Raw genomic sequence first — 19,636 nt, 5'->3', positions numbered from 1 at the left:
CCGGGGTGCGTACGGGATCAGTGGTGGCCGTGGCCGCTGGTGATCTCGTGGTGCTCCTCGCTGGTCGGCTTGGGGATCTGGCTTCCCTCGCCGTAGAAGCCGCGGGAGAGCTTGGCCCGGGTGCGGGTGAGGACGCCGGCCTTGCGGGCCACGCCGTTCTCGTCCGTCTGGGCCGGCAGCTCGACCGGCTGGACCTGCTCGTGCGCCGTGAGCTTGAACAGGTCCTTCTGCGGCAGCTGGGCGTGGACCTCGACGAACTCACCGTGCGGCAGGCGCTTGATGACACCCGTCTCGCGGCCGTGCAGCACCTTCTCCTTGTCACGGCGCTGCAGGCCGAGGCACCAGCGCTTGGTGACGATGAAGGTGATGACCGGCACCGCGAAGAAGCCGACGCGCACGAAGTAGGTGATCGCGTTCAGCGACAGGTGCAGGTGGGTGGCGAACAGGTCGTTGCCACCACCGATCAGCAGCACCAGGTACAGGCTGATCCAGGCGGCACCCAGGGCGGTGCGGACCGGGGCGTTGCGCGGACGGTCCAGGATGTGGTGCTCGCGCTTGTCGCCGGTGATCCAGCCCTCGATGAACGGGTAGACCGCGATCGAGACCAGGACCAGCGGGAAGACCACCATCAGCGGGATGAAGACACCCAGGTTCAGGGTGTGGCCCCACAGGCTGATCTCCCAGCCCGGCATGACGCGGATCAGGCCCTCGGAGAAGCCCATGTACCAGTCCGGCTGGGCGTCGGTGGACACCTGGTCCGGGCGGTACGGGCCGTACGCCCAGATCGGGTTGATCGAGGCGATCGCCGAGATGCCGGCGATCAGACCGAACACCAGGAAGAAGAAGCCACCGGCCTTGGCCATGTAGACCGGCATCAGCGGCATGCCGACGACGTTCTTCTCGGTCTTGCCCGGGCCCGCCCACTGGGTGTGCTTGTGGTAGAAGACCAGGATCAGGTGCGCCACCAGCAGGCCGAGCATGATGCCCGGGATCAGCAGCACGTGGATCGTGAAGAACCGCGGCACGATGTCGTGGCCGGGGAACTCGCCCCCGAACAGGAACATCTGGATGTAGGTACCGATCAGCGGGGTCGCGAGGACCGCGCCCTCCATGAAGCGGATACCGGTACCCGACAGCAGGTCGTCCGGCAGCGAGTAGCCGAAGAAGCCGTCGAACATGCCCAGGACCAGCAGCAGGAAGCCGAAGACCCAGTTGATCTCACGCGGCTTGCGGAACGCGCCGGTGAAGAACACGCGCATCATGTGGACGAGCATCGAGGCCACGAAGACCAGGGCGGCCCAGTGGTGGATCTGGCGGATCAGCAGACCGCCGCGGATCTCGAAGCTGATGTCCACGGTGGAGGCGTAGGCCTCCGACATCGAGATGCCCTTGAGCGGGACGTACGAGCCGTTGTAGACGACCTCGGCCATCGACGGCTTGAAGAACAGCGTCAGGTAGACACCGGTCAGGATGATGATGATGAAGGTGTAGAGGCAGATCTCGCCCAGCATGAAGGACCAGTGGTCCGGGAAGATCTTGCGCAGGTTGGCCTTGGCGAGGGAGTAGATCCCCAGCCGGCCGTCCGTCCAGTCAGCCGCGGCTTCCCACTTGTTGGCGGGCTTGGCGCGCGTGCTGGAGGGCTTGGCGGCACCGGTCGTGGTGCTGCTCGCGCTACTCATCGAGCACGCTCCCAGAAGCTCGGGCCGACAGGCTTCTCGAAGTCGCCGGTGGCGACCAGATTGCCCTTCTCGTCAGTGGTGATCTTCAGCTGCGGCAGCGGGTGGCCGGCCGGGCCGAAGATGACGCGCGCGCCGTCCGCCAGGTCGAAGGTCGACTGGTGGCAGGGGCAGAGCGCGTGGTGGGTCTGCTGCTCGTACAGGCTGATCGGGCAGCCGACGTGGGTGCAGATCTTGGAGTAGGCGAGGATGCCCTCGAAGCCCAGGTCCTTGGACTTGTCGTCCTTGATGTCGTCCGGCGCGATGCGCACCAGCATCAGGGCGTCCTTGGCGATCCGCTGCTGGAAGTCCTCGCTGTGGGTGGTCAGACCCTCCGGCATGGCGAAGGTCAGCGAGCCGACGGCGATGTCCTCGGGCTTCATCGGCTGCATGGTGTTCATGTTGATGAGCGCCAGCGGCTGGGCCTGGGTCGCCTCCTTCCAGCCCGTCTCCTGCAGCTTCTTCTCGGGCAGCGGGCCCAGGTCGCGGAGCAGGACCACGCCGGAGAGCGGGACCAGCGCCATCGAGCCGATGAGGGTGTTGCGGATCATCTTGCGGCGACCGAAGCCGGACTCGGCGGCACCGGTCTTGAACTGCTCGATGACGTCCGCGCGAACCTCGTCGGGGGCCTCGATCGGGTGACGCTCGGCCGGCATCTCGACGTCCGACATCAGGGTGCGGGCCCAGTGGACCGCGCCCGCGCCGATCATGAACAGGGCGACGCCCAGGGTCAGACCGAGCGCGAAGTTCAGCGCGCTGACCTTCCCCAGCGGGAAGATGTAGACGATCTTGTCCGGGTCGATGGCCACGTACGAGGCGATGAAGCCGATGGTGGCGAGCATCGAGATCACGAACATCAGCGAGACCTGGCGCTCGGCGCGCTTGGCGGCTCGCTCGTCGATGTCGGTGCGACGGGGCTCGTGGGCCGGCAGGCCCGGGTCGGCGAAGGGGTTGCCGTGCTCGGCGACCTCGCCGGCGGAGCCGTGCGGCTCCGGGAGCTTCTCTTCTGACATGTCGTGGCTCATGACTTCTTGGCCTTGGTGGTGTGGGCGGCGACCCAGATCGCGACCGCGATGAGCGTGCCGAGACCGAAGATCCAGCCGAACAGACCCTCGGTCACCGGACCGAGGCTGCCCAGCGTGAGACCACCGGGGTTGGGCTCTTCGCTAGTGGTGTGGCGGACGAAGGCCACGATCTGCTTCTTCTGCTCCTCGGGCATGGTGGTGTCCGGGAACGACGGCATGTTCTGCGGGCCGGTCTGCATGGCCTCGTAGATGTGCTTGGCGTCCACGCCCTCCAGCGACGGGGCGTACTTGCCCTTGGTCAGGGCACCGCCCTGGCCGGCGAAGTTGTGGCACTGGGCGCAGTTGGTGCGGAACAGCTCGCCACCCTTGGAGATGTCCTCGGGGTCGGTCGAGGTGTACTGCTTCTCCTCCGGCGTCACCGGGCCGGGGCCGAGGGAGGCGACGAAGGCGGCGAGCTGGTCGATCTCGGCCTGCGTGTAGATGTTCTTCTTGCGCGGCACCTGGGCGCCGGGCTGCTGGGCCGGCATGCGGCCGGTGCCGACCTGGAAGTCGACAGCGGCGGAGCCCACGCCGACCAGGCTCGGACCCTCGCTGCCGCCCTGGCCGTTCAGGCCGTGGCAGGAGGAGCAGCCCACGGCGAAGAGCTTCTTGCCCTCATCGATCGCGAGCGACTGCGCGGCGACGTCGGCCTGCGCCTTGTCGGCGGGCGCGAACGCGGCGTACAGCCCCCCGGTTGCCGCCAGGGCGAGAAGTAGGACGACCAGCGCCGCCAATGGGTGGCGCCGTCGTGCGGAGAGCTTTTTCACGGAATAACCCCGGTGTCAGGATCTGGTCGACTGGTGGGTGCACCCGGCTGCCGGTCTGGCCGGCACGAGGCTGCCTGTTCCAAGGCTGCGCGCGCGGTCGGTCGGTGGGAGCGTCGGCACCGGCAGAAGCGGCCCGTCGCCGATGAGGGCGGGGGCCGCAGCCGGTGGCCAGCGACCTGATCAGCTGGTTACTTGATCAGGTAGATGGTCGCGAACAGGCCGATCCACACGACGTCGACGAAGTGCCAGTAGTACGACACGACGATCGCGGCGGTGGCCTGCTCGTGCGTGAAGCGCTTGGCTGCGTACGTCCGTCCCAGGACCAGCAGGAAGGCGATCAGACCACCCGTCACGTGCAGCCCGTGGAAGCCGGTGGTCAGGTAGAACACCGTGCCGTACGGGTCGGAGGACAGCGAGAGGCCGTCCTTCTTGACCAGCTCGGTGTACTCGAAGACCTGGCCGCCGATGAAGATCGCGCCCATCATGAACGTGATGATGAACCACATGCGGAGCTTCTTCACGTCCCCGCGCTCGGCGGCGAACACACCGAGCTGACAGGTCAGCGAGGAGAGCACCAGGATGGTCGTGTTGACCGAGGAGAACGGCACGTTGAGGGCGTGCGCCTTCTCGGTCCAGAACTCGGCTCCCTTGACGGAGCGGAGCGTGAAGTACATCGCGAAGAGGGCCGCGAAGAACATCAACTCGGAACTGAGCCAGACGATCGTTCCGACGCTGACCATGTTCGGTCGGTTGACCGATCCGTGCGCGTGCCCGGTTTCTACTGCTGTTGCTGTCGCCACGACGGACATTATGTCGGTCCCTTATTCCGTCTTCACGTCGGGGGGTGTCCCTCGGAGTGTCCGGTGCGTGCGGTATGCCCGCTTGGCCGTCGACGGGGTGTCCGGGCGGGGGCCGAGCAGCGGCGTGTCCCTTTTCTGACGGTTCCTAGGCGAGGCCCGCGACCCCCTTGCCCGGCGCGTCGTTGCACGGTCGGCGCAGCGTCGGGTTGTAGGGGACAGGGTGCCGCATCGGCCGTCCGGGTGGTCTCGGCGGGTCCGGGTGACGGGTCGTCCTCCGGGTGGGTGAGCCGTGGGCGCGGCGGCTTGAGCGGGAACGTGCGCGAGGGGGACCCGGGACGGGGGGAAACGGGAGTAGCATCCGGATCAGGTGAACGTGGTCCGGATCACACTTGAGGGAGCAGGGTCCATGGCGTACACGACCGACGAGACGCTCACCGTCCTCGTCTACAGCGACGACCGCAACACCCGCGAGCAGGTGCTGACGGCGCTCGGCCGTCGACCCGCCGAGGATCTTCCGGAGCTGTCCTACCTGGAGTGCGCGACCACCCCCGCGGTGCTCAAGGCGCTGGAGAAGGGCGGCATCGACCTCTGCATCCTGGACGGCGAGGCGGTGCCGGCCGGCGGGCTCGGCCTCGGGCGCCAGCTCAAGGACGAGATCTACGGCTGCCCGCCGGTGCTGGTGCTGATCGGCCGGCCGCAGGACTCCTGGCTGGCCGCCTGGAGCAGGGCCGATGCCGCGATCTCCCGCCCGGTGGACCCGGTCGCGCTGGCCGGGGCGGTCGCCACCCTGCTGCGGGCGCGACTGGCGAAGCGGGCCCCGGTCACGCGTTGAGCGGGGTTGTCTCAGTACTAGAGAAGACACCGCCGTAGGAACCCCACCGCTCGATAGGCTGGCTCCATCCGTACGGACCTCCCCGGTACAGGGGAACCCACGACAGCTGGAGTCAGCCATGGTGAACGTGAACCCTGCGAACGGCGGTAGCGACCCCGCGCAGGTGGTCCGCACCTGGCCGGACCTCCTGGCGGCACTGTTGAAGGGGGAGGACCTCGACCGCTCGTCCACCGCGTGGGCGATGGACCGGATCATGAGCGGCGAGGCGTCCCCCGTCCAGGTGGCCGGGTTCATGGTGGCGCTGCGGGCCAAGGGCGAGTCGGTCGACGAGATCGCCGGTCTGGTCGACGCGATGTACGAGCACGCCGAGCCGCTGAACATCCCCGGCCCGGCGGTGGACATCGTCGGCACCGGCGGGGACCGGGCGAAGACCGTCAACATCTCCACCATGTCGGCGATCGTCGCGGCGGCCGCCGGGGCCAAGGTGGTCAAGCACGGCAACCGGTCGGCCTCCTCCGCCAGCGGCTCCTCGGACGTGCTGGAGAAGCTCGGGGTGGCGCTGGACCTGTCGGCCCGCCGGGTGGCCGAGGTGGCCGAGGAGGTCGGGCTCACCTTCTGCTTCGCGGCGAAGTTCCACCCCTCGATGCGGCACGCCGCCACCGCGCGGCGCGACCTCGGGGTGCCGACCGCCTTCAACATCCTCGGCCCGCTGACCAACCCGGCCAAGGTCACCTCGCACGCGATCGGCTGCTTCGACACCCGGCTCGCCGGGCTGATCGCCGGGGTGCTCGCCGGGCGCGGGGCGACCGCGCTGGTGTTCCGCGGCGACGACGGGCTGGACGAACTGACCATCACCACCACCTCGCAGGTGTGGCTGGTGCGCGACGGGGTGGTCACCGAGACCTCCTTCGACCCGCGGGACGTCGGCATCGAGCTGGTCGGCATCGAGGCGCTGCGCGGGGCGGACGCCGCCTACAACGCCGAGGTCGCGCGCAGGCTGCTGGCCGGAGAGCACGGGCCGGTGCGGGACGCCGTGCTGCTGAACACCGCGGCGGCGCTGGTGGCGCTCGACCTGGGCGACGCGCCGCTGACGGAGCAGCTCGCCGCGGGCATGGCGCGGGCGGCGGAGGCGATCGACTCGGGCGCCGCGCGGGACCTGCTGCGGCGCTGGGCGGACGCCACCAGCCGGTAGCCGAGGCGGAAGTCGAGGGCCCGTACCGGTTCGCCGGTGCGGGCCCTTCGCACGCCCCGAGCACACGCCCCGAGCACACGCCCCGAGCCGAAGGGGCGCGCCGGTGCCGAAAGTTGAGGAGCGACAAGCGAGGTACGAGCGCCGGAGTGACGAGCGTCGGCGCCGGATTGGAGCGCCCCGGAGGCGAGCGGGCGAAGGAGGGGTACGAGCGCCGGAGTGACGAGCGTCGGCGCCGGATTGGAGTGCCCCGGAGGCGAGCGGGCGAAGGCACCGTCCGGATGGTGGATGCCTGTTTGACCACTCAGCGGGCCCAACCTAGAGTCTTGGCCAGGTCATGAGTGACAGCGTCAAGCCCCAGCTTGCTGTCCGGCAACCCTCCGTCCGTGGCGGGGTGCCCTGGGTGAGGACCGGGTCGCTCGGCAAGCCGTCCGTGCGACAAGCGCGGACGCCCGACGACTAGCACTCCCGGGGTCCCTCATCCCTGAAGGAGTGCATCCTCATGTCTCTCTCCACCGAAATCTGCGCGCCGCTCGCCGTCCTGGGCCACGACGTCCAGGTCCCGCTGGCCAGCGGCGAGAAGGTCGGCTACGCGGCGCTCGACTACGCCGCCAGCGCGCCGGCGCTCCAGCGGGTGTGGGACGACGTCGCCGCCTACGCGCCGTACTACGGCAGCGTGCACCGCGGCGCCGGGTACCTCTCCCAGCTCTCCACCGACCTGTTCGAGCAGAGCCGCCGGACCGTGGCCGAGTTCCTCGACCTGCGCGAGGGCGACCAGGTGGTCTTCACCCGCGCCACCACCGACTCGCTCAACCTGCTGGCCGCCGCCGTGCCGGCCGGCACCCGGGTGTTCGCCTTCGAGACCGAGCACCACGCCTCGCTGCTGCCCTGGGCGCACGCCGGGCTGGAGGTCAGCTACCTGCGGGCGCCGCGCTCGCGGGCCGAGGCGGTGGCCGCACTGGACGCCGCACTGGACGCGGCGCCCGAGGGCCCGAAGCTGCTGTGCGTCACCGGTGCCTCCAATGTGACCGGCGAGCTGTGGCCGGTCGCCGAGCTGACCGGGACCGCGCACCGGCGCGGCGCCCGGGTGGTGCTGGACGCCGCCCAGCTGGCCCCGCACCACCGGGTCTCGGTGCGCGAGCTGGACGTCGACTGGATCGCCTTCTCCGGCCACAAGCTGTACGCGCCGTTCGGCGCCGGGGTGCTGGCCGGGCGCTCCGACTGGCTGGACGCGGCCCGGCCGTACCTGGCCGGCGGCGGGGCGACCCGGACGGTGGCGCGGGAGGTGGACGGCTCGGTGGCCGTCCAGTGGCACACCGGCCCGGCCCGGCACGAGGCCGGTTCGCCGAACGTCATCGGCGCCTACGCGATCGCCTCGGCCTGCCGGGCGCTGACCGAGGCCGGCTTCGACGCGCTGGAGGCCCGGGAGCGGCAGCTGGTCGAGCGGCTGACGGCGGGGCTGGCGGAGATCCCGCAGGTCAAGGTGCTGAACCTGTTCGGGGCGGGCTCGGCCCGGGTGGGCGTGCTGTCCTTCGTCGTGCGGGGCTGGAACAGCTCGCACTTCTCGGCCGCGCTGTCCGCCGAGTACGGCATCGGGGTGCGCGACGGGCTGTTCTGCGCGCACCCGCTGGTGCGCACCCTGCTCGGCGACGAGGACGTCCCCCCGTCCGAGTGCGGGGCGCCCGAGCCCTCGCTGCCGGGCGAGCGAAGCCTGAACGCGATCCGGGTGAGCTTCGGCGCCGGGACCCCGGACGAGCACGTCGAGCGCTTCCTGACCGCCGTCCGCGAGCTGGTCACGGACGGCGCGGCCTGGAACTACCGCAACGAGGGCGGCCGTTGTGTGGCGACTGTGCAGATCGACAGGGGGCGTCGCGAGGGCTGAGCCCTACTCGTCCAGGCCGAGGGCGAAGGCCGCTTCCAGGTCGTGCTGGGAGTAGGTGCGGAAGGCGATCTGGGTCTCGGTGTGGGCCACACCCGGGACCTTGTTGAGCCGGCCCGGGATGACCTCGGCCAGGTCGTCGTGGCGGCGCACCCGGACCATCGCCACCAGGTCGTAGCCGCCGGTCACCGAGTACACCTCGCTGACGCCCTCGATGGCAGCGATGGCCTCGGCGATCTCCGGGATGCGGTCGACACTGGTCTTGATCAGGACGATGGCGGTGATCACTGTTCGGGCTCCTTTGTGGGGTGCCGCCAGCGTATCGGGCCTCAGCGGGGGCGTCTCGGGGGGTGGCCGACGACGGTGCAGGCGTAGAGGAAGCCGGCCGAGAAGCCGATCACGTGGACCAGGTAGGCCACCCCGGGCCCGGCCGAGTGCAGCGACCACCACTGCAGGGCGAACCAGAGGCCGAGCACCAGCCAGGCCGGGAAGCGCAGCGGAAGGAAGAGGAGCAGCGGGACCAGGGTGGTCACCCGAGCCCGCGGGTGGAAGCGCAGATAGGCGCCGAGCACTCCGGAGATCGCGCCGGAGGCGCCGATCAGGACCCGGGTGGCATCCGCCGAGTGCGCCTCGGCGAGGGCGAAGCCGTACGCGGCCAGGCTGCCGGCCGCCAGGTAGAAGAGGAGGAACCTGGGCCGGCCGAGCCGTCGTTCGACGGTGGGACCGAAGACATAGAGGAAGAGCAGGTTGCCCAGCAGGTGCAGCCAGCCGGCGTGCAGGAAGAGGCCGGTGAGGGCGGACACCGCCGGGTGCTTGCCCGGGGTGGGGGCGGCCGGGCAGCCGGGGACGGGGTCGGGCGCCTCGGCGAGCTGTTCGGCGGTCAGCGGGTGTCCGGTCAGCAGTTCGACCGGGACGGCGCCCCAGCGCTGCTCGTACCTCTGCTCGGCACAGAGCCGGGCCTGGCCCCGGCCGTACAGCGGGTTGAGCCCGGCGGCGGGGCCGAGCAGGAAGACCAGCGTGTTGACCGCGATCAGGGCGTAGGTGACCGCCCGGGCGGTCACCGCGGGGCGGCCGTCCCGCGCGTCGGTGTGGTCGGGGGCCGCGAGCGCCATGCGGCCAAGCATCCCTCCGGACGGCGCAGGTGACACGGCGGTTTACGGCAGGTGGACTAGCCCTCACTGTTCCGGCAACCGGTGGTCGTGACGGTTGCCCCAGGCAATAGGCTGGGGGCGGGCATTCCCGCCTCCCGCCGCCGACGCCGGGGCTCCGGGGGGAGCGCCTAGCCCACCCAGGGACCAGCCGAGAGGATCCCCGATGACCGTCCCCGCTCTGACCGCCGAGACGCGCTGGCGCTGCACGCTGTGCAGCAACCTCACCCGCTTCGACGTGACCCGCACCGCGCGGGTGACCGAGTTCCTGCACTTCGACCTGGCCGGCGAATCCAAGGTCGAGGAGACCGAGGTGCTCAGCGAGACGATCGAGTCGGTGCGCTGCCGCTGGTGCAACGCGGTGGACCAGGTCGAGCTGGTGGCCCGTCCGGGCGCCGAGGGCGCGGAGGCCCCCGCCGCGTAGGGCTGATCCCCGCCGCACGGGACAATACAGACAAGACGCACGGAGCGTGACGACAGGGGCGGCCGCGGCCGCACCCGCTGGACCAGGATCGGAGCCGAGGACGTGGTGGACGCAGCGAAGGAGCCCGCCGAAGCGCAGGGGCTTCAGCCCGCTGCGCCGGCACCGGAGCCGGGCGCCGAGACGGTCCCGTCGGAGACCCCGCTCACGGAGACCCCCCTCCCGGCGGCCGCTGCCCCGGAGACCGCGGAGTCCGGTGACTCAGGTGACTCCGGTGATGCCGACGCCGCTTCGGAGCTTGCGGTCGAGAAGCTCGAACGGCCGCTGCCCGAGGGGGTGCGCCGGCGGGTGGTCGGGCTGGCCTCGGACGCGCTGGGCGGGCTGCCGCCCGCGGAGCTGCCGCAGAGCCTGCGTCAGTACGTCAAGTTCACCCCCGCGCGGCGCGCCAAGTACGCGGCCACCGCGCTGGCGGCGGCGCTGGAGTCCGAGCCGGCCTTCCGGGTGCGGATAGCGGAGCGGCTGCGGCTGGGCCAGCCGGATCTGGTGAAGGCGCTGGAGTCGGGCACCGTTCCCAGCGCCGCCGATCCGATGGACGTCGCAGCCGCCGCCTACCTGGTGCGTTCGGCCGGCTGGAGCCGGCTGGTCGCCGAGGCCGGCGAGGAGGCCGAGCGGGCGGGCGCCGAGGACGCGGCCGCGGAGGCCACCCGGCTGGTGGAGAAGCTGCAGGCCGAGCTGGCCGAGGTGCGGGCGGCCGCGCGGACCGACCTGGACCGGCAGCGCGCGGAGTTCGAGGGCGTCCGGCGGGAGGCCGAGTCGCTGCGCAAGAAGGTGCGCTCGCTGGAGAGCGACACCCGCCGGGCGCAGGCCGAGACCCGGCGGGTGACCGGGGAGCTGGAGGCCGCGAAGGCGCAGGCCGTGACCGAGCGCAGCGCGGCCGAGAGCGAGGCGCGGCGGCTGCGGCACCGGGTGTCCGAGCTGGAGAACGCCGCCGAGCAGGGCCGCCGTTCGGCCCGCGAGGGGCGCGGCGTCGAGGACATGCGGCTGCGGCTGCTGCTGGACACCGTGCTGCAGTCGGCGCAGGGGCTGCAGCGGGAGTTGGCGCTGCCGGTCTCCCAGATCCGCCCGGCGGACCTGGTGGAGGCGGTGGTGCCGGGGGCGGCCTCGCCGCACGACGTGGCTCGGCGCGGCCTGGCCGAGGACGATCCGGCGCTGCTGGACCAGCTGCTGGCGATCCCGCAGGTTCACCTGGTGGTGGACGGCTACAACGTGACCAAGACCGGCTATCCGACGCTGCCGTTGGAGCAGCAGCGGATCCGGCTGCTGGGCGGGCTGGCGATGCTGGCGCAGCGCACCCAGGCGGAGGTCACCTGTGTGTTCGACGGGCAGGACCTGGACGTTCCGGTGATCATGGCGCCACCGCGCGGGGTTCGGGTACGGTTCAGTCGGACCGGGGAGACCGCGGACGAGTTGATCCGTCGTCTGGTGCGGGCCGAGCCGCAGGGCCGTCCGGTGGTGGTGGTGTCCACCGACCGGGAGGTCGCGGAGGGCGTGCGGAAGGCGGGCGCGCGCCCGGTGGCCTCGGTGCTGCTGCTGAACCGGCTGGCCCGGCCCTGACCTCGGGTCGGACGGTGTGAAGTCCGGGCAGTGTCCGTTTTGCGAGGGTGTGCGGATCCCGTGAAGTCAGCATGGGGGCCGGAGTTCACGCCTTCGGGGAGTGGCAAAACGGATAGATCTTCACTAGGGTCTGGCGTCAAACCTATTTTCCGGAATCTCATCCGATCAGGTGAGTCCGATGGAAGAAGGAGCCGGTCCCTTGGCCTCCCACCGCCGTCCCAAGCAGCCGAGCCGCGCGCGGGTCTCCGTGCTCACCGCTGCCGCTGCGACCGCGGTCGCCCTCTCCGCCCAGGTGGGCGCGCACGCGGCGCCGCAGCCGAGCAAGGACGACGTCAAGGCGCAGATCGACCAGCTCCAGCAGGAGCAGGAGCAGGCGGCGGAGAAGTACAACGGCGCCAAGGAGCGGGCCGACCAGCTCCGCAAGCAGGCCGACCAGCTGCAGGACCAGGTGGCCCGCAGCCAGGACCAGATGACCCAGCTGCAGACGGGCCTGGCCGAGGTGGCGGGCGACCAGTACCGCACCGGCGGCATCGACCCGTCCGTCCAGCTGATGCTCTCCTCCGACCCGTCCGGCTACCTGGAGAAGGCCTCCAGCGTCCAGCAGGCCAGCGCCAGCCAGACCGAGGCGCTCAAGAGCCTGCTCGACCAGCAGCGACGGCTGGACCAGGAGAAGGCCGAGGCCGCCGCCGTTCTGTCCTCGCTGGACTCCACCACCAAGGACCTGAACCAGGCGAAGTCGGACGTCAATCAGAAGCTGAAGGCCGCGCAGGACCTGCTGAACTCGCTCAGTGCCGCCGACCGCGCCGCGCTGAAGGCCCAGCAGCAGCAGGACGACCGCGCCTCGCGCGGCACGGCCCGGGTCGACCTCAGCAGCCTGCCGCCGGCCAGCGGCTACGCGGCCGTGGCCGTCGCCAAGGCGATGAGCAAGCAGGGCTCGCCGTACGTCTGGGGCGCCACCGGGTCGAGCACCTTCGACTGCTCGGGCCTGATGGTCTGGTCGTACGCCCAGGCCGGCGTCTCGCTGCCGCGCACCTCGCAGGAGCAGGGCAACGTCGGCACCCGGGTGCCCTCGCTGGACCAGGCCCAGCCGGGCGACCTGGTGATCTACGGCAGCGACCGGCACCACGTCGGGATGTACATCGGCAACGGCATGGTGGTCCACGCGCCGCACACCGGTGACGTGGTGAAGGTGATGAAGGCCGACGCGATGCCGATCAACACGATCCGCCGGGTCTGACGCCCCGACACGCCCGAAAGTCCGGGTTCCGGCCCTGTGATCCGCGCCACCCTCCTGCCGGGGGTGGCGCTTCGGGCTTGTCTGTTCCGTGGTCGGCCGGTGAGACCTGATCAGCTTTGCGTGCGGTGGCGATCACCATCGGTCATTTTCACAAAAGAACACGGGTAATCTTCCGTCTTTTTTCTGACAAGGATTTGAACGGATCACGGTTCAGTTACTAGGGTCGTGCCCCGAACCACCGCACTGTCGATCACCCAGCCTGGGTGGCGGCGGTGGTTACCGTCGAGTTCGCGAAACAGCGGGGCAGGTCGAAGCGACTGTCCGACAGGGGAGCCCAGTGGTCGGGGGCGCTGCGGAGCGGAGCCGGGGAACCACGTTCCTCCGGGGTGAATCGGCGCCAGGTCGGCCGGTGGAACGGCCGTGAGGCGTCGTAGGGCATGCTTCCGGCCCGAACCCGTCAGCTCACCCGGTAGGCGGCCGTAGGAAGAAGGAGTCCGCCTTCGTGGCGTCCCATCGTCGTCCCAAGCCCGCCAGCCGCGCCCGTGTCTCGATCCTGACCGGTGTCGCCGCGGCAGCCGTTGCCCTCTCCGCGCAGTCCGGCGCGCACGCCGACCCGCAGCCGACCAAGGACCAGGTCAAGGAGCAGGTCGACCAGCTCAACGAGCAGGCTGAGCAGGCGACCGAGAAGTACAACGCCGCCCAGGAGAAGCAGCAGGCCCTGGAGAAGCAGGTCTCCGGCCTGCAGGACCAGGTGGCCCGGCAGCAGGCCCAGGTGACCGACATGCAGGGCGGGCTCGCCGAGATCGCCGGGGAGCAGTACCGCAACGGCGGCATATCCCCGACCGTCCAGCTGATGCTCTCCACCAGCCCGGACAACTTCCTCAACCAGGCCGGTGCGCTCAACCAGGCCGGTGACACCCAGAAGAACCAGCTGAAGCAGCTCCAGGAGGAGCAGCGCAAGCTCGACCAGGACCGCACCGAGGCCCAGGGCAAGCTCGCCGAGCTGGAGTCCACCACCCAGCAGCTGAAGACCTCCAAGGAGGAGGTCCAGAACAAGCTGAAGGCCGCGCAGGACCTGCTCAACACCCTGACCGAGCAGGAGCGTCAGGCGATCCGTCAGGCCGAGGAGAAGGCCGCGGCCGACGCCAAGGCCCAGGCCGACGCCGCCGCGAAGGCCGCCGCCCAGCAGCAGGCCGCCGCCGACCGTGCCTCGCGCGACAGCGGCCGTACCGACATCAGCTCGGGTTCGGGCTCCTCGGGTTCCGCCACCTCCTCCTCGCCGGTTGCCAAGCCGGCCGCCCCCGGCAGCTCGCACGGTGCCGCCGCGCTGGCCGCCGCCGCGGGCAAGGTCGGCAGCCCGTACGTGTGGGGTGCCACCGGCCCGGGCTCCTTCGACTGCTCCGGCCTGATGGTCTGGGCGTTCAACCAGGTCGGCGTGTCGCTGCCGCGCACCTCGCAGGAGCAGGCCGGCGCCGGCACCCGGATCGGCTCGGACATCTCCCAGGCCCAGCCCGGCGACCTGCTGATCTTCTTCAGCGACGCCCACCATGTCGGCATCTACGCGGGCAACGGCCAGGTGCTGCACGCGCCCAAGCCGGGCGCCTCGGTCCGCTACGAGGCGGTCTCCAACATGCCGCTGGCCTCCATCGTGCGGGTCTGATCTCCGCCCAGGCCGTTTCGGGCCCGGTCCTCCATTGCGGAGGGCCGGGCCTGCGGCTTTTCCGGCGGCTCGGGCGAATGTCCGATTAGTGGTCAAATATTCGGGTCGGGAGGGGTTTGGACTCGCTTGCCCGGACTCGCTAACGTCTGCCACCGGACTCCCGCTCGACGGCCGCCCGTTGGGGCGCGGCCGCGGGGCCGCGCCGCAGGATTGGAGCCGCTGCCGCCATGTCCGTGCACCGTCGTTCCCCACTGCTCGTCCGTGCGCTGGTGCTGACCGCGGCCGCCACCACGGCCCTGAGTGTGACGGCCGGCGGCAGCGCCCAGGCCGCTCCCGGTGCACCGGGCACGCCCGACCTCAGGGACGTCAAGGCGCAGGTCGAGCAGCTGTACGACGAGGCCGAGCGGGCGTCCGAGAAGTGCAACGCCGCGCAGGAGGCGCAGAAGCGGCTCCAGAGCGAGACCGCGCTCCTGCAGGGCGAGGTCGCCGCCGGCCAGGACCAGCTCAACCAGCTACGCGGGGACCTCGCGACCGTGGCCGGGGCGCAGTACCGCGGCGGCGGGATGACCCAGACCGCCCAGCTGATGCTCTCCAGTGACCCCGAGTCCTACCTCGCCCGCGCCCGCACCCTCGGGCAGGCCGCCGAGCGGCAGCGGGAGACGCTGCACGAGCTGGTCAGCCGTCAGCGCACGCTCGACCAGCGCCGCACCGAGACCGCGGGCAAGCTCGCGGAACTGGACCAGGCCCGGCGCTCGCTGGCCGAGAACAAGCAGCAGATCCAGCAGCGGCTGGCCAAGGCCCAGAAGCTGCTCAACAGCCTGGGCGCGGCCGAGCGGGCCCGGATGCTCGTCCAGGACGCCAACGACGCCGAGCGGCGCGCCACCCGCGGCACCGACCGGCTGGACCTCGGCACCACCCCGGCCGCCTCCGAGCGGGGGGCGGCCGCGCTGGCCGCCGCGGTGCGGATGATCGGCTCGCCGTACGTCTACGGATCCACCGGGCCCCGCGCCTTCGACTGCTCCGGTCTGATGTACTACAGCTGGCGGCAGGCCGGAGTGACCCTGCCGCGCACCTCGCAGGCCCAGGCTTTCGCCGGGCAGCGGATCAGCCTCTCCGAAGCGCGGCCGGGAGACCTGGTGATCTTCTACCGGGACATGCACCACGTCGGGATGTACGCCGGCGGCGGGGTGATGGTGCACGCCCCCTACCCGGGAGCCAAGGTGCGGTACGAGAGCGTCAACGCGATGCCGGTCGCGGGAGTGGTCCGGCTCTGAGCGCGACGACCTCCGGCCCGGCCGAGATACCCGGTCGCGTACTGTCCCGGCGCGCCGCGCTGCTGCTGGCGGCCGGCGGGCTGACCCAGCTGTCGCTGCCCCCGGCCGCGCCGCCGGCACCCGGGCGGCCGGCCGACCAGCGGGCCGAGGTGGCCGATCTGCTGGCGGCGCGGGCGCGCTCGCTGCCCGCCCGGTCCGGGCTCACGGGGGCCGAGGCGGTCTACCGCAACCTGGTGCTGTCGCCCGATCAGGGGTCGTCGGCGGCCGACGGGCCGGACCGGCTGACCGCCTCCGTCGAACTGGCGGTGCGGATCGCCGGCTACGACGAGTACCCGGTGGTGTACCCGCGCCGGATCGCGCTGGTCCGGGAGGCGGGTGGCTGGCGGGTCGAGCGGGAGGAGGCCGCGAGCGGGCCCCCGGCGCTGTGGGACCTCGGCCCCGCCCGTACCGCCCCCGGCGCGCACTGCCTGGTGCTCGGCCTGGCCGAGGGGCCGGACCCGGCCGGGCTGGTCGCGGTCGGGGACAAGGCGGTGCCGGCCGTCAGCGCGGTGTGGGGCGGCGCCTGGCCGGGCCGGCTACTGCTCGAACTGCCGGCCACCGAGAACCAGTTCGCCCAGCTGCTGGAAGCCGACCCGGCGGGCTGGACGGGCATGGCGGCGGTCACCGTGGCCGCCCCCGGAGCGCCCTGGCACACCCCGGCGGACCGGGTGGTGGTCAACCCCGAGGCGTTCGGGCGGCTCAGCGACTTCGGCCGGCAGGTGGTCGTCACCCACGAGGCCACCCACGTCGCGACCAGGGCCGACACCCGGGCCTGGACCCCGCTGTGGCTCTCCGAGGGCGTCGCCGACTGGACCGCCTACCGGGACTCCGGCCGCCGCCCCCAGCAGATCGCCCCCGAGCTGGCCCGGGACGTCGCGGCCGGGAAGCTGCCCACCGCGCTGCCCGTCGACGCGGACTTCACCGCCGGTGCCACCGGCATCGCCCAGGCCTACGAGCAGTCCTGGCTCGCCTGCGACCTGATCGCCAGCCGCTGGGGGACCGACCGGCTGGTCGCCTTCTACCGGGCGGTCGGCGCGGGCGACGGGCAGGGCGAGGAGCGGGAGCCCCGCATCGACCGGCTGCTGCGCGGTGAGCTGGGCGTCGGGCTGGCCGGGTTCACCGCGCTCTGGCTGGCCGAGGTCTCGTCCCTGAAGGCCTAGCCAGGGCGGCCGGCGCCCGGCCGGGCCCAAGGGTCAACGGCCGGCGGGGTGGTCGATGCCGTCCAGCAGGTCCTGCTCGTACGCGATGCCCGGGCGGACCGGGTAGGAGGAGGCGGCCGGCAGCGCCGGGGCCTTGTCCAGCACCACGGTGGGCGGCAGGGCCGCCGCGGCGCGGGTGGAGCGCCAGAGCCGGATGCCGGAGAGCACGGCGGCGGTCAGCAGCAGCAGGTTGCGCAGGGTCAGTACGGTGATGGCCCAGGGGTCGCTGGCGAGGATCTGGGTGAACATGGTCGGGAACTCGACCAGCGTCAGCGGACAGGCGATCAGGATCAGCAGCGCCACCGGGCGCTGGCTGGTGCCGCGTACGGTCAGGCAGACCGCGGCGACGCCGATCAGCCAGACCAGGTACTGCGGGCTGATCACCCGGCTGGTCACCACGAAGACCAGCAGCGCGCACAGCGCGGCGTCGTACATGGTGGCCGCGTTGCGGCGGCGGGCGGTGAAGCGCCACAGCAGCAGCCAGAGGAAGCCGAGCACGGTGCCGGCCAACATCACCTTGCTGATCACGCCGACCCACGGCCCGAGCATCTCGGGGGAGCCGTAGTTCATGGTGACCTTGCCGTCCCAGGCCCCGGCGATCCGGGCGAAGTGCAGCGGCAGCGCGCCGACCGACTCGACCTCGATGCCGCGGTCCGCCTGGAAGGTCAGGAAGTCGAAGGCGCCGTTCATCCCGGCCGCGAGCACGAACCCCACCGAGACGGCGGTGGCCGCGGCCAGCGTCCAGGCGCGGCGGGTGCGACGGCCGGAGGGGGTGCCGATCAGGCCGAGCAGCGGCCAGATCTTGACGATTCCGCCCAGGCCCAGCAGCAGCCCGCCGACCGCCGGGCGGCGGATCAGCGCCAGCAGGCCGGCCAGGGTGAGCGCGGTGACCAGGAGGTCGAAGCGGTTGTAGATCATCGGGCCGAGCAGCGGAACGGCGACCACCCACATCCAGGCGCCGGTCAGCGCCCTGCCCTTGCGCAGGCCGGTGCGGATCAGCAGCGCGGCCGCGGCGGCGTCGGCGATCCCGCAGATCACCCAGAAGGAGACCAGGTACGACCAGGGCAGCAGGCCCGGCAGCAGGATCACCAGGGCGGCGCCCGGCGGGTACTGCCAGGTCACGTCGTCGAACGGGAAGGTGCCGGTCTGCAACACCCCGTACCAGGCGTGGTAGATCATCCAGACGTCGGCGGTGACGTCGCCGCCGGGCGCCTTCAGCACGCCGGTCATCAGTAGTACCAGCACGGTACGGGTGGCCACCCAGGTCGCCCCGAGGGCGGCGAGCGCCCCGAGCGGGCGGCCGAGGCGGCCGCGCGAAGAACCTGGCTCGGTGGCCGGGGCCAATTCCACTGCGCTCCCTCGTTCGTCTCGGACGTCCTCACCGGAGGCGTCGTACAGACGGACGCCCGGGCCGCGGTCCTCCACGGCCTAGGTACTAGGACTGACCCGGGGGTCAAACGGTTGCCGTGCGCGGATCCGTTCCCGACGGGTCATGGTGTTGACCTATCGTACGGATCACCCAGCGGTACACCGCGCACCCCCCGACCGAGCGAGCCGTGGCCTGATGCACAGAACCTTGATCGTCACCAATGACTTCCCGCCCCGCCCCGGGGGCATCCAGGCCTTCGTGCACAACATGGCTGTCCGTCAGCCCGCCGGGAGCGTCGTGGTGTACGCCTCGACCTGGCGGGACGGCAGCGAGGTGCGGCGGTTCGACGCCGAGCAGCCGTTCCCGGTGATCCGGGACCGTACGAAGGTGATGGTTCCCACACCCCGGGTCACCCGGCGGGCCGCCGAGATCCTGCGCGCCGAGAAGTGCGACTCGGTCTGGTTCGGCGCCGCCGCCCCGCTCGGCCTGATGGCGCCCACGTTGCGCCGCGCCGGGGCCGGGCGGCTGCTGGGCATGACCCACGGGCACGAGGCCGCCTGGGCCCAGTTGCCGGTCTCCCGGCAGCTGCTGCGGCGGATCGGCGCCGGCACCGACGTGCTCACCTATCTGGGCGAGTACACCCGCTCGCGGATCGCCGCCGCGGTCGGGCCGCAGGCCGCGGCCCGGATGGTGCAGCTGCCGCCGGGCGTGGACGAGACGACCTTCAACCCGGAGTCGGGGGGTGCCGAGGTGCGCAGCCGGCTGGGACTGGCGGACCGGCCGGTGGTGGTCTGCGTCTCCCGGCTGGTGCCGCGCAAGGGCCAGGACACCCTGATCGAGGCGATGCCGCAGATCCTCGCGGACGTGCCGGACGCGGTGCTGCTGATCGTCGGCGGCGGCCCGTACCGGGCGGACCTGGAGAAGCTGGCGGACGCCAAGGGCGTACGGGACTCGGTGCGGTTCACCGGCTCGGTGCCGTGGGAGGAGCTGCCCGCCCACTTCGGGGCCGGGGACGTCTTCGCGATGCCCTGCCGGACCAGGCGCGGCGGGCTGGACGTGGAGGGCCTGGGCATCGTCTACCTGGAGGCGTCGGCGACCGGCCTGCCGGTGGTCGCGGGGGACTCCGGCGGTGCGCCCGACGCCGTGCTGGAGGGCGAGACCGGGTACGTGGTGCCGGGCGGCTCGGCCGCGGCGGCCGCGGAGCGGATCGTGCGGCTGCTGCGGGACGAGGAGCTGCGGCGGCAGATGGGCGAGGCCGGGCGGCGCTGGGTGGAGCGCTCCTGGCGCTGGGACCTGCTGGCCGGGCGGCTGACCTCGCTCCTGGCGGGCTAGTACCAACGCCGTGTAGATAGAGCCTGCGGGTTCCGGTCACGGGTCTGGTGTCGTCAGGATGTCGATGCTGATGGTGGCCTTGTAGCTGGTCCGGTCG

General features: G+C 71.7%; 17 protein-coding genes and 2 riboswitches. Of the genes, 10 read left to right on the top strand and 7 right to left on the bottom strand.

Features of this window, described 5'->3' with window-relative positions:
* Positions 1-17: 17 nt before the first annotated feature.
* The 4 genes from ACGF12_RS18120 to ACGF12_RS18105 all read right to left on the bottom strand — a co-directional run bounded on the left by ACGF12_RS18120 (position 18) and on the right by ACGF12_RS18105 (position 4,355).
* A complete protein-coding gene (locus ACGF12_RS18120; protein WP_393030490.1) occupies positions 18-1,679 on the bottom strand; it encodes a cytochrome bc complex cytochrome b subunit in 1,662 nt (553 codons plus the stop codon).
* Complete coding sequence (locus ACGF12_RS18115; protein WP_393030487.1) at positions 1,676-2,728, bottom strand: Rieske 2Fe-2S domain-containing protein; 1,053 nt, start codon at positions 2,726-2,728, stop codon at positions 1,676-1,678. Before ACGF12_RS18115 ends, ACGF12_RS18120 begins: the two co-directional genes overlap by 4 nt.
* Positions 2,729-2,736: 8 nt before the next feature.
* Complete coding sequence (locus tag ACGF12_RS18110) at positions 2,737-3,546, bottom strand: c-type cytochrome (RefSeq protein WP_393030484.1); 810 nt, start codon at positions 3,544-3,546, stop codon at positions 2,737-2,739.
* Positions 3,547-3,734: 188 nt separating this feature from the next.
* Positions 3,735-4,355 carry a heme-copper oxidase subunit III gene (locus ACGF12_RS18105; protein ID WP_393030481.1) on the bottom strand — a complete coding sequence of 207 codons (621 nt, stop codon included), beginning with the start codon at positions 4,353-4,355 and terminating at the stop codon, positions 3,735-3,737.
* A 397-nt stretch (positions 4,356-4,752) separates the two neighbouring features.
* On the opposite strand from ACGF12_RS18105, the gene ACGF12_RS18100 reads away from it, so the two are divergent.
* From ACGF12_RS18100 to ACGF12_RS18090, 3 genes are all read left to right on the top strand, one after another.
* The gene (locus tag ACGF12_RS18100) at positions 4,753-5,178 is read left to right on the top strand and encodes a hypothetical protein (RefSeq protein WP_393030479.1); all 426 of its coding nucleotides are present in this window, start codon (positions 4,753-4,755) and stop codon (positions 5,176-5,178) included.
* Positions 5,179-5,296: 118 nt separating this feature from the next.
* Positions 5,297-6,370, top strand: coding sequence for an anthranilate phosphoribosyltransferase (trpD, locus tag ACGF12_RS18095; RefSeq protein ID WP_393030476.1), 1,074 nt, complete (start codon positions 5,297-5,299; stop codon positions 6,368-6,370).
* Positions 6,371-6,700: 330 nt separating this feature from the next.
* Positions 6,701-6,818, top strand: a riboswitch (SAM riboswitch).
* 51 nt (positions 6,819-6,869) lie between these two features.
* Positions 6,870-8,249 carry an aminotransferase class V-fold PLP-dependent enzyme gene (locus tag ACGF12_RS18090; RefSeq protein WP_393030473.1) on the top strand — a complete coding sequence of 460 codons (1,380 nt, stop codon included), beginning with the start codon at positions 6,870-6,872 and terminating at the stop codon, positions 8,247-8,249.
* 3 nt (positions 8,250-8,252) lie between these two features.
* Here ACGF12_RS18090 and ACGF12_RS18085 read toward each other — a convergent pair whose 3' ends face one another.
* Together ACGF12_RS18085 and ACGF12_RS18080 are read right to left on the bottom strand one after the other, a co-directional pair.
* Positions 8,253-8,534 carry an Lrp/AsnC ligand binding domain-containing protein gene (locus ACGF12_RS18085; protein WP_030240061.1) on the bottom strand — a complete coding sequence of 94 codons (282 nt, stop codon included), beginning with the start codon at positions 8,532-8,534 and terminating at the stop codon, positions 8,253-8,255.
* 41 nt (positions 8,535-8,575) lie between these two features.
* On the bottom strand, positions 8,576-9,358 hold the full coding sequence (locus tag ACGF12_RS18080; RefSeq protein ID WP_393030470.1) for a rhomboid family intramembrane serine protease: 783 nt from the start codon (positions 9,356-9,358) through the stop codon (positions 8,576-8,578).
* A 202-nt stretch (positions 9,359-9,560) separates the two neighbouring features.
* Here ACGF12_RS18080 and ACGF12_RS18075 point away from each other — a divergent pair, with 202 nt between their 5' ends.
* The 6 genes from ACGF12_RS18075 (at position 9,561) to ACGF12_RS18050 (ending at position 16,799) form a co-directional block, all read left to right on the top strand.
* Positions 9,561-9,818, top strand: coding sequence for a hypothetical protein (locus ACGF12_RS18075; protein WP_387623486.1), 258 nt, complete (start codon positions 9,561-9,563; stop codon positions 9,816-9,818).
* Between the two features lie 102 nt (positions 9,819-9,920).
* Complete coding sequence (locus tag ACGF12_RS18070; RefSeq protein WP_393030467.1) at positions 9,921-11,429, top strand: NYN domain-containing protein; 1,509 nt, start codon at positions 9,921-9,923, stop codon at positions 11,427-11,429.
* A gap of 199 nt (positions 11,430-11,628) precedes the next feature.
* Positions 11,629-12,666, top strand: coding sequence for an NlpC/P60 family protein (locus ACGF12_RS18065; RefSeq protein WP_393030465.1), 1,038 nt, complete (start codon positions 11,629-11,631; stop codon positions 12,664-12,666).
* Positions 12,667-13,004: 338 nt separating this feature from the next.
* Positions 13,005-13,158: riboswitch (cyclic di-AMP (ydaO/yuaA leader) on the top strand.
* A 10-nt stretch (positions 13,159-13,168) separates the two neighbouring features.
* Positions 13,169-14,326, top strand: a complete 1,158-nt coding sequence (locus ACGF12_RS18060) for an NlpC/P60 family protein (RefSeq protein WP_393030462.1) — start codon at positions 13,169-13,171, stop codon at positions 14,324-14,326.
* Positions 14,327-14,553: 227 nt separating this feature from the next.
* Positions 14,554-15,600, top strand: coding sequence for an NlpC/P60 family protein (locus ACGF12_RS18055; RefSeq protein WP_393030459.1), 1,047 nt, complete (start codon positions 14,554-14,556; stop codon positions 15,598-15,600).
* A gap of 149 nt (positions 15,601-15,749) precedes the next feature.
* Positions 15,750-16,799, top strand: a complete 1,050-nt coding sequence (locus tag ACGF12_RS18050) for a hypothetical protein (protein WP_393030456.1) — start codon at positions 15,750-15,752, stop codon at positions 16,797-16,799.
* A gap of 33 nt (positions 16,800-16,832) precedes the next feature.
* On the opposite strand, the gene ACGF12_RS18045 is transcribed toward ACGF12_RS18050, so the two are convergent.
* Entirely contained in the window at positions 16,833-18,188 is a 1,356-nt protein-coding gene (locus tag ACGF12_RS18045; RefSeq protein WP_393030453.1) for a glycosyltransferase 87 family protein, read from the bottom strand.
* A 214-nt stretch (positions 18,189-18,402) separates the two neighbouring features.
* On the opposite strand from ACGF12_RS18045, the gene ACGF12_RS18040 reads away from it, so the two are divergent.
* Positions 18,403-19,539, top strand: coding sequence for a glycosyltransferase family 4 protein (locus ACGF12_RS18040; protein ID WP_393030450.1), 1,137 nt, complete (start codon positions 18,403-18,405; stop codon positions 19,537-19,539).
* Positions 19,540-19,636 lie beyond the last annotated feature (97 nt).

Source organism: Kitasatospora sp. NPDC048296 (genome assembly GCF_043201815.1).
Lineage (GTDB): Bacteria > Actinomycetota > Actinomycetes > Streptomycetales > Streptomycetaceae > Kitasatospora.
The sequence above is the reverse complement of the archived record's forward strand: the minus strand, read 5'-3'. Positions and strand labels throughout refer to the sequence as shown.

Coding starts and splice junctions, on each gene's coding strand:
- ACGF12_RS18120 (WP_393030490.1), bottom strand. CDS start 1,679: ATGAGTAGCGCGAGCAGCACCACGACCGGTGCCGCCAAGCCCTCCAGC.
- trpD (WP_393030476.1), top strand. CDS start 5,297: ATGGTGAACGTGAACCCTGCGAACGGCGGTAGCGACCCCGCGCAGGTG.
- ACGF12_RS18090 (WP_393030473.1), top strand. CDS start 6,870: ATGTCTCTCTCCACCGAAATCTGCGCGCCGCTCGCCGTCCTGGGCCAC.
- ACGF12_RS18075 (WP_387623486.1), top strand. CDS start 9,561: ATGACCGTCCCCGCTCTGACCGCCGAGACGCGCTGGCGCTGCACGCTG.
- ACGF12_RS18100 (WP_393030479.1), top strand. CDS start 4,753: ATGGCGTACACGACCGACGAGACGCTCACCGTCCTCGTCTACAGCGAC.
- ACGF12_RS18115 (WP_393030487.1), bottom strand. CDS start 2,728: ATGTCAGAAGAGAAGCTCCCGGAGCCGCACGGCTCCGCCGGCGAGGTC.
- ACGF12_RS18080 (WP_393030470.1), bottom strand. CDS start 9,358: ATGGCGCTCGCGGCCCCCGACCACACCGACGCGCGGGACGGCCGCCCC.
- ACGF12_RS18055 (WP_393030459.1), top strand. CDS start 14,554: ATGTCCGTGCACCGTCGTTCCCCACTGCTCGTCCGTGCGCTGGTGCTG.
- ACGF12_RS18040 (WP_393030450.1), top strand. CDS start 18,403: ATGCACAGAACCTTGATCGTCACCAATGACTTCCCGCCCCGCCCCGGG.
- ACGF12_RS18105 (WP_393030481.1), bottom strand. CDS start 4,355: ATGTCCGTCGTGGCGACAGCAACAGCAGTAGAAACCGGGCACGCGCAC.